This window comes from Xanthobacter flavus, from assembly GCF_017875275.1.
In the GTDB taxonomy this organism is placed as follows: Bacteria; Pseudomonadota; Alphaproteobacteria; order Rhizobiales; family Xanthobacteraceae; genus Xanthobacter; species Xanthobacter flavus_A.
This window is the reverse complement of the sequence record NZ_JAGGML010000001.1, coordinates 4,600,991-4,614,328: the sequence shown is the minus strand read 5'-3', so window position 1 is coordinate 4,614,328 and position 13,338 is coordinate 4,600,991. Positions and strand designations below refer to the sequence as shown.

The following is a 13,338-nucleotide window of genomic DNA, read 5'->3' as shown; positions in this document are numbered from 1 at the left end:
ACACAGATGCGACTTTTGTTTTTTAAGGAGTATTGTTGCTCGCACTAATTCCACGGGCGCGATCCTCGTTGCCTTGCCAAAGGGAGTGCTATATTGCCTCCACTGTTCCAGACAATCTGCTCGGCGCGCTTTTGCACCTCTTCCGGAGACTCGGCCAGCAGGTTACGCAAATAGGCCTGCTGCTGTGGGCCAGCGCTCAAATAAAGCTGCGCAGGAACCTCGACAAGACCCCTTGCGATTAGCCAATTGATTTGCCGCTTCAATTGTTCAATTGACGAATTGTCGAGAGTCGGGAGGATGTGAAGCTGCAACTCCACCCGCCGCAACAACGACCACCCCTCAAAGGGCCCCGCCCTAAAAGACATATCCAAGAGGGACCGCAAGCGAGGCGTATCGTCGTTCTGCAAAAACTCAACCCAAGCCAGAATGGTCCAGCTTACGACCGACATTGGATTGCACACCAAGCTCTTCTTCGCCGCATCGGAAGCTTGACTAGATAGCCGGTCCGCGGCGTTGGAATCATTTGCTACGATCGCATTCTCCAACTGCGCACTTCGGATGATCGCCAGATCTTGAAATCCTAAGAAATTACACGGTTGAGCCTCGAGCACAGGTGCAGATTTGGCAGCGATCCCATCGAGAATTTCCGGAGGGAATGACTCACCATTCAACATTTGCTTCGCAGCAAGATTCAAATCATAGGTTGCCTGAATGTCCAGGCTAGGAGACACCACAACTAGCCATAAACCAGAAGCCGCAGCCAAGGCGAAGACAACCAAGCGCGCTCCGAGAGTACACCACGCGTTCTGGCATATGGTTTGCTTATGACTGTCGCGACCCGCGTCAGCAGTAGCCTCCCGAGACATATTGTCATCCCGCGGCATGCAATCTTACCGATCCCGACCATAGTTAGCATAGTATTTATGATAATAATACTTGCTACCATAGTCTTCAAGGCTCTTCATTGCCTTGACATCGACCTTGTTGAGCAAGCAGCCTAGAATCTTCTCGTAGACCTTTGGTGCGTTCCGCAGGGTATGGACCGCGAGGTCCCGATGAGAACTGCCCCAGTCCAACACATAGACGTATCCATCTACTAGTCGCGTCGACGCCATAACATCGACCACCGGCGCCATGGGCGGAAAGTCGATTACGATGTAGTCCGTCATCTGCCGCAACCGGTCGAGCAAGGTGGCCATCTTTTCCGACGCGAGAATCTCGTTCGTATGCGAGATCTCGCCCGGCACGGCCGCCGGAATAAATTTGAGATTTGTTAGCGGGTCGACGACCGCCACTTCCTCGAAGGTCGCCTGCCCAAGTAGGAGTTCCAGCAGGCCTTTCGTGGCCTTGGGGGCGATGCGTCGCGTGAGCGAAGGATTGCGTAAATCTCCATCGATCAAGATGCAGCGTTGTCCGCTGTGCGCAACGAGTTGCGCTAAATTTGCGGAGACTGTCGATTTGCCTTCTTTGGGCAGAGTTGACACGATGCCAATTGCGCGCACCGACTGGCCGAAGATGGACACGTCCGCGCTCACCTTCACGGCCCGCAGCGTCTCTGCGAAGCGCGAGAACGGATCGGTGACGACCTGTCGGAAGATGCCGACGGAGCTGTCGAACGCACTCTGGCCAGCAACGGGCCCCGCAGCACTGGGTACCAGGGGCAGCACTCCGAGGCAGTCGAGGCCCAAGTAGCGCTCAACATCCGCAGGCACCCGAAAGGAGCGATTCATCCGCTCACGCCAGACACCCATGCTGACGCCCATCAGAAGCCCGAACACCAGACTCCCGCCGATTATTAGTGCCGTCTTAGGCTCGGAAGGTGAGAGAGGCGCTGAAGCATCGGTGATCACCCGGGCTTCGGTCATCGGGAAAGACTGCTGCTGCGTCGCCTGCATAAAACGTTGCAAAAAGTTGTCATAAAGCGCGCGATAGGACTGAGCGTTACTCTCCAGCTCCCGCAGCTCAACCTGCGCCCGACCCGTGATTTTGGCTTGATTGACCAGACCTTCCAAACTCTTAGACAGGCTTCCCTCGCGTGCCATGGCGATCTCAAGGTCTGACTTGTAGGTCTCGGCGATGCGCGACAGCTCAGTGAAGAGCGCTCGCTGCAGGCCCCTAATCTCCGAGCGGAGATTGGCGACCGCAACATGGTCGGGACCATAGCGTTTTGACCAGTCCGCCTCGCGTTTCACCGCATCGAGATATTGCGAGCGAAGCTTGCTGATTACCTCATTGCTCAGGACATCAGAAACGGCTTCATCGCTCGTTCCACTGATGCCGCCCTGCTTCACAATGCTAGCCACACGATCGTATCGCGCCTGTGCCTCAGCAACAGCTGTGCGGGCGGTCACCAGCTGAGTATTCAGCTCCGATAGCTGCTGGTCGGACACCAAGCCTCGGGTCGTGTCGATGATGTTGTTTTTCGCCTTAAAATCCTGCACCGCCCGGTCGGCAGCCAAAGCCTGGTCGCGCAGTTCGTTAATACGATCCTGCAACCACACACTCGCGCGGCGTGTTGCTTGGTATTTCGACTCGAGCTGGTCGATGATGTAGGATTCCGCAACCTGATTCGCAACGTCTGCAGCCATAGCAGGGTCTGGCGAGCGGAAGTCAATATTAATTACGTATGACGGCGCTATGCGCTTGACCTTCAGCTCCCTGAGAAAGCTCCCGATCTGCTGACGCTCAATCTCGAAGTCACTCATCACCTGGGGCTTAAACAAGAATGGCAGAACCATACCGAGCGTGCGGGCGACCAATGATTCTTGCGACTGCTCCCGACGCTCCTTTGCCTGCTCGACAAACTTCAGTTCTTTTATTACCGCCTTCGCGATGCGCTCGGACAGCAATATCTGGACCTGACTTTCCACCATGCCGGAGTCGAGTATTCCGCTCAACTGAGGCAGGACGTCGAGACCACGATTCTGCTGGGTGTCGATCAGTAGCTCCGCCGAGGCTGTATACTTAGGGGTGGCGATCACGCAATAGAGGGTCGCCAATCCGACGAACACTGCGACAATGCCACCAATTACCCATTTTTGCCGTCGCAAAACCTGAAACAGAAATGTGGCAGTAGCCCCAGCTTCATTCTGGATGTTCAGGGAGGAACCCCCAGTCGTCCCATCGATGCGAAGCATGTCAAACTTATCCTTCGGTGCGAAGCACTTCGTACTTATCCTCCGCCGGAGTTCCCATAACCCATACGAACGATAGCGCGCCTCGGAGCGACACAGACCGTGAACTAACCCTTCACTCGCCCACGCAGCGGCGACCTACCCCAAAAATACCGCCCCCGCAAAACCCGCAACAGCGAAGTTCGTTACTAAAACATACCCAATGCGCACTGAAGGTGACAACAAATACCGTGCCACACGTTTGATATCAACTCCAACGCCTTAGCTGTTCAACTCTAGAACTACCCCTCAGCACAACTGCAACACGCTAAAGAATGTTATTTTTATTGTTGCATAGCATGACGGCTGCGGCGGCGCAACAAAAAAGCCCCATTGGCGGGCACGGACAAATTTCATTTTATCGATTGGGAGCGTCGTCGGCATCGAACGCAGAACGGATTAGGAAGCGCCCCGATTTTTTTAGACACCCCTCCCGGGGCTTTAGCCTGGTGCTGCCGATCGAACTCGTCGAGTGACAAAATTCTGTTGCGTGCTTGCTTGTCGGTGGGGTCGGGCGGCCCGGGCTGATCTGGCGGCATTCGGTGACGGTCATGCCGCCATAGTTGGCTGCTCGATCCCCGCGGAAGGGCACTCTTCGGCCTCGGCCGGTGGGATGTTACCGAAAGATTCAACCACCCGACAGCGCCGCGAATTCGACAGCCTAGAAGGAGCGCCAAGGCCTCCGGAGATTAACGAATTAGCTCGTAGAGTGAGGATTGATGACCATGGTAAGAGCGCTGCGGAGTGCTGTCGTAGCTGTCGCCGACGCTGGCAACAAAGCGTAAAATGCGGCTTCCGCCAGACGCCCTGCGGATGGTAACATAGCGCCACTCACTATCAGTATGATGCACCAAGTCACAAGCGATCAACTGCCCATCGCTCGTCAAGAGCCTACTCCAGCGCCTAGCGCACCGAGCCCGTATAAACCGCTCGCCTCAGCCGCTAACCGACGGTGCATCAAGGGCAGGTGGCGATCAGAAATGCGCGCAAACTGATCTAGACTAGGCACTGACGCAGGCGAAGCTGGGCGGCCACCACCCGTTCGGCGCCGGCACATGAAACACCTGATTCACATGCAAGAATGATAAGAACGTTGCGTTGCCCTTGATGCTCGCGAGAGCTCTGAATGATCGTGAGTATTGGAGTCCCACGTGTCACGCCCAAGACGACGATCACGTGCCCGTCTCGACAACCTTCAGCACCTAAATCAAAGCAATCGCGGATATGCTCCGCTGAGTAGCGCATTTCGCGCCTTCGATGTCTCTCGGGAATTATTGCACCAACTAGCTGCAACCTGACATCAATGAACGGATATCGGATGCGGGCAGAGGCCCGGCAGGGGCGCCCAATACAGAAATCAACAACGCCGGCAAAGCACCCGATCGCACCGAAAACAAACTCTAATGCTAACTATCCAATGCGTGAAAATGAACTCAGCGTTGATGCGACAACCACAGCCCAGCGATCCGCCCAACACGATTGACGACATGGCCAAAACGAGCGCCACGCGCCAGCTTGCTGGCTACTTGCGGATCGTCTCAACCTGCAGTTACCACTATTCTATCCAAAAAGTCGGAGAAGCCAGAAGCCCGCCCCCATCGGCCGCAGCCGATAGGCCAATAACAATGGCCTTCAAAACCTTCCAATTTGCGTCGCAAATTGGAAGGCAAACTTTGATAGGGCGATTTCCAGGCAGCGCCTGTGACAAACGTCAACAGAAAAGGCGGCAGAAGGGGCTCACCGGACGTCCAAAAAACCTGCTCAGCCTCTGGTCATACTTGTAAGCCCGGTACTGAATAAGCGACCATTTCCACCCCGACGCACCCTGGGCAGACACTGAATGAGTCTTGAGCGCCGACAGACGCTCGCCCCAAAGACCAGCCGCCTGCGATGTGCCAGACGCAGCAAAAAGCATACCAGCGACTGCTGCGCCGGTCAGGACCGTCTTAAAATGGAAAACTTTCGCCATCGCCCGCACTCCAGTTAGGTGCATCATGCTTACCACAAGGCGTGTGGCGCTGCAACAATCCCGCTGGGTGCCTCGAGCAGAGCGCGTGCTGCCCCTCCTCTCCACTCAGGGGAGATCTACCTAGGTACCGCACTATTCCGCCAACGGTTATTTGCAGCCCGAGCACGCATCCGGATGCGGTCTTAGCCTCTGCTGTTTCGGCAATCGAGTTGCTGCCCGCAGAGCCCGCGTTAGAGACTTGAGATCCTTTGATCTTATTGAAACTCGACGCGCGAAGATCGCGAGCGCTCAGTCGCCTCAACCGCTGGCCGGCCGTCCTCGGTGTTGCTTCCTCGTCACAGCAGACAAAAGGCCGACGTGAGGTCGCCGCCATCAATGCGCGATGGTCAAGCGAGCCGGATTCATCGCAGGCCTGGCCGGCGGCGGGCGCCGTGTCGGCGCACGGCGGGGAAGAACAATGGACAAGGGACGTTACCCCGGGACAATGCGCGAGATTGAGAACGTGGGGGTGGTTCCCAGACCGCCGCAGGAGCCTTTTCTATGGCGTGCATTCCGATGCCCTTCCCGGCTCAGGCGAGTTCGAGCCCGGACCACGGACCAGAAGAGATCGATTCGAATCCCGTCGACGCCTTCGGAGTCGCCACAACGCTGAATGGGGGCTGTCGCGCAGACGAGGGACCATATAGTCGGCGAGTTGAGCAAACGGCCGCGGAATGCTCACTTATGCGGCGCCCCGTCGCGCGAAACGCAGACACTACAGGCAGGAGCAAGGTCCGGCAGAATGGGATCAGCCGCAGCGGCACACCCGGGAAAAGCACTAAGCGCCGATCCTGCAATGCAACAATGCCCAGCAAATGAGCAGGCGTCTAGTCGCCGCAAAATGCTGAAGTAATCGCTCAACCTCTTATTCCATTAAACACGGATTCCGTTTTTCGATCTTTGCTTACTACTCGATCGCCCGAGATTGATCGGCGCCGTCCTGCTTCATCGTCATCGGAACTAGCAGCCACTTCGGCCCATTTTTGCATTTCGTGACAGATTGATTACATTTGTCGTTCGATCGTTTATTAACCTATACTCGCTTGTGGCGCGAGCGCGCCGATGCTATGTTGATGGAATAATAGCGATCATAGTTGCGGTATCGTTCTGCGGAAACGCCCGATCCGCTTCTCTATCGGTCAGGCGGACTTGAGGGACGAATGTCGCTGTCCACGGACAATCTGCGAATCGACCAGGCAAGCGGAGTCCGGGGCTCCGGAACCGTTGCCCGGTTCGACTACGCCTCCGTACCCCCTCTTTTCATGCTGACCGACGTGGCGCTGATCCTCGGGCTCAGCGTTCTCGTCGATTTCTTCTTCTCCACCCAGTCCAGCGCGGGGTTCGAGATCACGCGGCCGCTGGGCATCGGCATTCTCGCGGCCGTGGCCTTCGTGCTGACCAACATTTCCGGCGGCCTCTACAAGCCGTGGCGGATGGTCCGGCTCGTCGAGGAAACCCGCGCGGCCTTGGTGAACTGGACCTTCGCGATCTTCCTGGTTGCCACCGTCATATTCTGTCTCAAGGTGGGCGACTCTACCTCTCGCCTGTCCACCGGCATCTTTTCCGTACTCGGCTTCGTCGCCCTGCCCGCTTCCCGGTGGGCGTTGGGTATCTGGCTGCGCCGCGCGATCCGCACCGGCGCCGTGCGCGGCCGCCCGTCGATGCTGGTCGGTGACGCCGCTGAATTGGATAAGGTGGTGCCGGCCCAGATGCTGATGCGTCTCGGCCTGGATGAGGTGCGGCGTTTCGGTCTGTCTACTCCGGCGCCGGGCCGCGACGGCGGCGCGTTCACGCCCGCAGACGTGGAGGCGCTCAAGAGTGCACTGCAGTTCGCTCGCCAGAACCGCATCGAGGAAATCGTCCTCGCCATGCCGTGGAGCGACATCGAGCGCCTCGATGCCGTCCGCGCCAAGCTGCGCTCCGTGCCGCTGCCGGTGAAGCTTCTGCCCGACGAGGTGATCAGCGAGCTTCTTGATGCGCCGCGCGTGGATTTCGGCGTCTCCATCGCGATCGAGGTTCAGCGTGCGCCGCTCTCGCGCTTCGAGCTGGCGCAGAAGCGGTCGCTCGATCTCATGGTCGCCAGCGTTGCGATGCTGCTCCTTCTGCCCTTGTTCACCATCATCGCGATCGCGATCAAGCTGGACAGCCGTGGACCGGTCATCTTCCGCCAGCGCCGCAACGGCTTCGGCGGACGGGAATTCACGATCTTCAAGTTTAGGTCCATGACCGTGATGGAAGACGGCTCCAAGGTCGTCCAGGCGCAGCGGCACGACAAGCGCGTGACGCGGGTGGGACGCTTCCTGCGCGCCTCCAGCCTCGATGAGTTGCCGCAGCTGCTGAATGTTCTGCTCGGACAGATGTCCATCGTCGGTCCGCGGCCCCATGCCATTGCGCACGATGACGAATATTCCAAGCTGATTTCCGGTTACGCGTTCCGGCACCATGTCAAACCCGGCATCACGGGCTGGGCCCAGGTTCAGGGTCTGCGTGGGGAAACGCCGGAACTGGGTCTCATGGAACGCCGCATTGAGATGGACCTCTGGTACATCAACAATTGGTCGGTATGGCTCGACCTCAGGATCATCCTGCGGACCTTCCTCGAGGTCTTCCGCAATGACGCCTATTGAGGCTTGTGAAGCCCTCAGGTAGCGGCGCACGGTCGCAGACCTAACGCCATACTGCTCGTGATCGACCCGACTGGGAAAGTTCGAGCTGTGCGATGGTTCTGACCCGATCAACTGCGGTCGTTCACCCTCAAGCGTGCCGCCTGATGAACATGACCTGAGCCCGCGGCCGGGCATCGACGGGCACGCCCCCTACCCCAATTGGGTGGCGACGCGCCCGTCCCACCCCGGCACACTCGCTGCTTCCGTTGGAAGTTTCGGAGCGGCCATGCGGATGGATTGGATCGCCGTCGTCACGACGGCAGCGGTGCTGGGCGGCCTCTGGCTTATCCTTCATTAGCGGACAGGGCGCTCAGCCAAGCGTTTCGGGGTCCATGCGTTTCGGGGGGGGAGTGTCAGGAATTTCGTGTGGGGGCGGCGGGTTGAAGATCAGGCCGCCATGGCCTTTGAGAAGCGCTCGCCGAAGATAACGGCGAACTGCGCCTTTGCCATCGCCCATTCACGAGGCGCCATCTTCCACTCCTTTTCGGCGCGGTTCAAGACCAGGAAGAGGAGCTTCAGGGCAGCATCGTCCGTGGGGAAGTGTCCCCTGGCCCGCACGGCGCGGCGCAGCTTGGCGTTGAGCGCCTCGATGGCGTTCGTGGTGTAGAGGATGCGGCGCACCTCGGCGGGGAAGGCATAGAACGGCACGACCTCGCTCCAGGCCCGCCGCCAGCTCTGGGCGATGGCCGGATAGCGCCGGCCCCAGGCCGTGTCCTCGAAGGCCGTGAGCGCCGCCTCGCCGGCGGCCGCATCCACGGCTCGATAGATGTCCTTCAGCGCCGCGGCGACAGCCTTGCGGTCCTTGTACGATACGAAGTCGAGGCTGTGGCGCAGCAGGTGGACGATGCAGGTCTGGACCACCGCTTCGGGGAACACCGCCCGGATCGCGTCGGGAAAGCCCTTCAGGCCGTCGACGACGGCCAGCAGCAGGTCCTCGACGCCGCGGTTCCGAAGCTCGTTCATAACGCGCAGCCAGAACTTGGCGCCCTCGTTCTGCTCCAGCCACAGGCCGAGGATCTCCTTGGCGCCATCGGCGCGCACGCCGAGCGCGATGTGGACCGCCTTGTTGCGGACGATGCCCTCGTCGCGCACCTTGACCCGCAGGGCATCGAAAAACACCAGGGGATAGACCGGCTCGAGCGGCCGGGCCTGCCACGCGGCGATCTCCTCCAGGACGGCGTCGGTGACGACGCTGACGAGATCAGGCGAGACCTCGATACCATAGAGCTCGCGCAGATGCCGACGATCTCCCGGGCGCTCATGCCCCGGGCATACATGGACACGATCTTGTCGTCGAAGCCGGGGAAGCGCCGCTGGTACTTGGCGATGAGCTGGGGATCGAACGTCGCCTGACGGTCCCGCGGGATCTCCAGCTCGATCCGGCCGGTCTCGGTGGTGACGGTCTTGCGGCCATAGCCGTTGCGGCTGTTGCCGGCCTCCTCGCCCGCCAGGTGATGGTCCATCTCGGCGTTCAGGGCGCGCTCGGCCAGCGCCTTCTTCAGATCGTCGAGCAGGCCATTGGTGTCGAAGGCCGTCTTGGGATCGGCACCGGCCAGCAACTGGTCCAGCAGTTCGTCAGGAATACGGGGGGCTTTGCGTCGGGCCATCGGGAACCTCCATAGGGTCCATCATGACCGCCCCCACACGAAATTCCTGACACTCCCGTTTCGGGACCATGCGCCGCGCCGCAATCATGCGCCTCGTCCGCTCCGGCGTTCCCGCCAGATGAGCGCGAGGCCTGCCCCTACCACCACGGCGGCGCCCAGCACGACCAGTCCGCTCGGCCACTCGCCAAGCAGGGCCACACCGAAGAGGGTCGCCCACAGCAAGGTCGCGTAGTTGAGCGGTGCCACGATCGATGCCGGGGCGTAGCGCGTGGCCAGCGTCATGCAGATCTGCGCCACACCGCCGGAGACGCCCAGCCCGATCAGGATCGCAACCGTCCGAGCGTCCGGCATCACCCAGCCGAGCGGCAGCGTCGCCAGGCCGACGCAGGAAGATACGATGGAAAAATAGAAAACAATCGATTCCGCGGTTTCGCTCCGGGTCAGCTGGCGGACCTGGGTCAGGGCGAATCCCGCGCCCACGGCCCCCGCCAATGCCAGGATCGCCCCCGTCAAAGGCCCCTCCCCCGATCCAAGGGAGGCGTGGGAGAAGGAAGGCCACAGCATCAGCACGATACCGCTGAATCCGATGCCGAGCACGCCCCAACGAAAGGCGGGCACCCGCTCCCCCAGCAGGATGGCGGCCAGGATGACGACGACCAGCGGCGTCGTGTAGGTGAAGGCGATGGCTTCCGCGAGCGGTATGAAGGCGAGGGCGGCAAAGCTCAGCCACATGGAGCCGACGCCGATCAGGCCCCGCATCATGTGGCCGAAAGGCTGACGAGTCGCCAGCGCGCGGGCGAGGCGCCGCGTCCACAAAAGCCAGACGAGGAGGGGCAGCAGGCCGAACGCGCTGCGGAAGAAGACGATCTGGCCGCTGGGCACCTCATCCGCCAGAACCCGCGCCAGCGCGGACATCACGGCAAAGAAGAATGTCGCGCTGAGTTGCAGGGCGATGCCTGCGGGAACATTCATGGGATGATGGGACAAAGGCGGGTTGCGGGGCGTGTTCCCTATAGCGCTTTGCCGGCCGCAGGGGCATGCAGTTCACGCAAGTCTCGCGACGCAGCCCTGCGTCGAGAGCCCGAGACGGCCTGAAGGCCGGCTTAAGCTCAACCGCCAAATGCCTGCGCTCCAGCCTGTCGGTACCCCGGCGCTCAAGGGGATCGTCCGCGGACGCGTGACGGGCCTCGGAATTACCGGGGGCTTTAGAGAAGCGCGTCAGTGGGCTACAGAAACGGCATGTCCATCATCGACCAATTCTCCCAGGTCCGCGTGCTGTGCCTCGGCGACGTGATGCTCGACCGCTTCATCACCGGGGCAGCCCGCCGAATCTCGCCTGAAAGCCCGGTGCCCGTGCTGTCCGTCAGCAGCAGCGCCACCATCGCCGGCGGCTCGGCCAACGTGGCGCGCAACATCGCCTCGTTGGGTGGACAATGCACGCTGGTCGGCGTGATCGGCAGCGATGGGTGCGGTCACGAGCTGCGGCACATCCTGGAAGCAACACCGGGCGTCAGCCCCCTGCTCGTTGCCTCCGGGGATCGGCCGACCACCGAGAAGATCCGCTTTGTCGCGCAGGGCCAGCACATGCTCCGGTCAGACCGCGAGGAGACCGGGCCGGTTCCCGCCGAGGTCGAGGCGGCCATCCTCGCCCATGTGGCGGCGGCCCTGCCCGATCATGATTTGGTGGTGCTCTCGGACTATGCGAAGGGCGTCCTGACGCCCACCCTCATCCGGGAGGTGCTGGCGCTCGCGGCCGGGCGCGGGGCGCCGGTCATCGTCGATCCCAAGAGTTCGGACCTCGCCCGCTACGACGGCGCCACGCTGGTGACGCCCAACCTCCAGGAGATCTGGCTCGCCACTGGCATTTCCGGCGAAAGCGACGAGAGCGCTGTTGCCGCCGGCCGCAAGGTGCTGGAGCGCACCGGCATCGGGGCGGTTCTGGTGACGCGCTCGGAAAAAGGCATGACGCTGGTGCAGCGGACCGCCGAACCTGTGCACATCCCCACCGTGGCCCGGGAAGTCGCCGACGTGGTGGGCGCGGGCGATACCGTGATCGCGGCCCTGGCGCTGGTGGTCGGCGCGGGCGGGGCGCTTGACGAGGCGGCCTATATCGCCAACGCGGCGGCCGGCGTGGCTGTGGGCAAGCGCGGGACCGCGACGGTGTCCCGCGCGGAGCTTGTGAGCGAGCTCGACCGCCAGAGCCGCACGGCCGTCACCTCTTCGGCGATGAAGGTGGCCTCGCGCGCGGCGGCGGCGGCTCAGGTGGAGACGTGGAAGCGGCACGGCCTGTCCGTCGGCTTCACCAACGGCTGCTTCGACATTCTCCATGTGGGACACATCGGCATCATCGAGTTCGCGCGCGCCCATTGCGACCGTCTGGTCGTCGCGGTGAATTCGGATGCGTCGGTCTCGCGCCTCAAGGGGCCGAGTCGCCCCGTCAACGGCGAGATGGACCGCGCGCAGGTAATCTCCGCCATCGGTGCGGTCGACCTTGCGGTTATCTTCGACGAGGACACGCCGGAGCAGCTCATCGAGGAGCTCCAGCCGGACGTTCTCGTCAAGGGCGCGGATTACGAGGTTTCCGAGATCGTCGGCGCCGCGAGCGTGATGGCGCGCGGCGGAAGAGTGCTGCGCTTTGAGCTCGTGCCCGGGCGCAGCACAACGCAGGTCATCAGCCGCATGACGGCGGGCGCGCGATCCTGAGGCCCTAGAATGGCGTCAAGCGTCGCAGGACCGCGGGTGAGTTGGTCGAAGGCTCCGTTCATTTTGCAGGATTGCCAGACATGTATGTGATTACCGGTGGCGCCGGCTTCATCGGCTCGAACATCGCTGCCGCGCTCGACGATGCCGGCGAAGAGATCGTGATCATCGACTGGCTTGGCGCGGACGACACCAAATGGCGCAACATCGCCAAGCGGCGGCTGCTGGACCTCGTGCGCCCCGAGGCAGCCTCGGCCTTTCTCGCGGCCAACGCCGGGAAGATCGAAGGCATCGTCCACATGGGCGCGATCTCGACGACCACCGAGACGGACGTGGACCTGATCGTCCAAAGCAACATCCGCCTGTCGATTGACCTCTGGGACTTCGCGGCCCGGCACGCCATCCCTCTCGTCTATGCCTCCTCGGCCGCGACCTATGGCGGCGGCGAGAACGGCTTTGTCGACGACGGCAGCGAGGCCTACCTCTCCACCCTCCGGCCGCTTAATCCCTACGGGTGGAGCAAGAACGTGTTCGACCGCTTCGTGGCCGAGCGCGTGAGGCGTGGCGAGCGGACGCCGCCGCGCTGGGCCGGGCTCAAGTTTTTCAACGTCTACGGGCCGAACGAGTATCACAAGGGCGGCCAGCGCTCCGTGGCGGTGCAGCTGTTCGAGCAGATCCGCGCGAAGGGCTCAGTGCGCCTGTTCCGCTCGGACAATCCCGCCTATGCCGACGGCGCGCAATTGCGCGACTTCGTCTGGGTGCAGGATTGCGTGGACGTGGCGCTGTGGGCCCTGCGCACGGAGGGCATGACCTCCGGCATCTATAACGTAGGCTCCGGTACGGCCCGGTCCTTCCTCGACAAGGCCAGGATCATCTTCGCGACCCTGGGGATGGAGGAGCGCGTCGAATTCATCGATCTGCCCGAGCAGCTCAAGGGCAAGTACCAGTATTACACCTGCGCGAACCTCGAGAAGCTGTCGTCCGCCGGCTACAACTCTCCGACCACCGACCTTGAGCAGGGGCTGTCGCGCTACGTCAACGACTACCTGCTGAAGGACGATCGGTTCCGCTGAAGCGCCCGCGGCGATGGGAAGATCAGTTCCCCCGCCGTCGGCCATGCTCCTGCCTCTGTCCACGTTGATGCAGCTTGGGCATCGCTCTAAGGAAGGCGCGATGGCGCAACG

At 61.4% G+C, this 13,338-nt stretch carries 6 protein-coding genes and 1 pseudogene; 3 read left to right on the top strand and 4 right to left on the bottom strand.

Going from position 1 to position 13,338, the window contains the following annotated elements:
- Positions 1–44: 44 nt before the first annotated feature.
- Together J2126_RS21760 and J2126_RS21755 are read right to left on the bottom strand one after the other, a co-directional pair.
- Positions 45–779 (bottom strand): hypothetical protein, encoded by a 735-nt coding sequence (locus tag J2126_RS21760; RefSeq protein WP_209488897.1) that lies wholly within the window; start codon positions 777–779, stop codon positions 45–47.
- 111 nt (positions 780–890) lie between these two features.
- Complete coding sequence (locus J2126_RS21755; RefSeq protein WP_209488896.1) at positions 891–3,137, bottom strand: polysaccharide biosynthesis tyrosine autokinase; 2,247 nt, start codon at positions 3,135–3,137, stop codon at positions 891–893.
- Positions 3,138–6,341: 3,204 nt separating this feature from the next.
- Between J2126_RS21755 and J2126_RS21750 the strand changes: the two genes are divergently transcribed.
- A complete protein-coding gene (locus J2126_RS21750; RefSeq protein WP_209488895.1) occupies positions 6,342–7,808 on the top strand; it encodes an undecaprenyl-phosphate glucose phosphotransferase in 1,467 nt (488 codons plus the stop codon).
- Between the two features lie 426 nt (positions 7,809–8,234).
- Here the strand turns inward: J2126_RS21750 and J2126_RS21745 are convergent.
- Together J2126_RS21745 and J2126_RS21740 are read right to left on the bottom strand one after the other, a co-directional pair.
- Positions 8,235–9,454 (bottom strand): annotated as a pseudogene (locus J2126_RS21745) (IS256 family transposase).
- 84 nt (positions 9,455–9,538) lie between these two features.
- Positions 9,539–10,426 carry a DMT family transporter gene (locus J2126_RS21740; protein WP_209488894.1) on the bottom strand — a complete coding sequence of 296 codons (888 nt, stop codon included), beginning with the start codon at positions 10,424–10,426 and terminating at the stop codon, positions 9,539–9,541.
- A 267-nt stretch (positions 10,427–10,693) separates the two neighbouring features.
- Here J2126_RS21740 and rfaE1 point away from each other — a divergent pair, with 267 nt between their 5' ends.
- Entirely contained in the window at positions 10,694–12,157 is a 1,464-nt protein-coding gene (gene rfaE1, locus J2126_RS21735; protein ID WP_209488893.1) for a D-glycero-beta-D-manno-heptose-7-phosphate kinase, read from the top strand.
- A gap of 80 nt (positions 12,158–12,237) precedes the next feature.
- On the top strand, positions 12,238–13,227 hold the full coding sequence (rfaD, locus tag J2126_RS21730; RefSeq protein WP_209488892.1) for an ADP-glyceromanno-heptose 6-epimerase: 990 nt from the start codon (positions 12,238–12,240) through the stop codon (positions 13,225–13,227).
- Positions 13,228–13,338 lie beyond the last annotated feature (111 nt).

Excerpts from the sequence above, each read along its gene's own strand:
- J2126_RS21755 (WP_209488896.1), bottom strand. The coding sequence starts at position 3,137 with ATGCTTCGCATCGATGGGACGACTGGGGGTTCCTCCCTGAACATCCAG.
- J2126_RS21750 (WP_209488895.1), top strand. The coding sequence starts at position 6,342 with ATGTCGCTGTCCACGGACAATCTGCGAATCGACCAGGCAAGCGGAGTC.
- J2126_RS21740 (WP_209488894.1), bottom strand. The coding sequence starts at position 10,426 with ATGAATGTTCCCGCAGGCATCGCCCTGCAACTCAGCGCGACATTCTTC.
- rfaE1 (WP_209488893.1), top strand. The coding sequence starts at position 10,694 with ATGTCCATCATCGACCAATTCTCCCAGGTCCGCGTGCTGTGCCTCGGC.
- rfaD (WP_209488892.1), top strand. The coding sequence starts at position 12,238 with ATGTATGTGATTACCGGTGGCGCCGGCTTCATCGGCTCGAACATCGCT.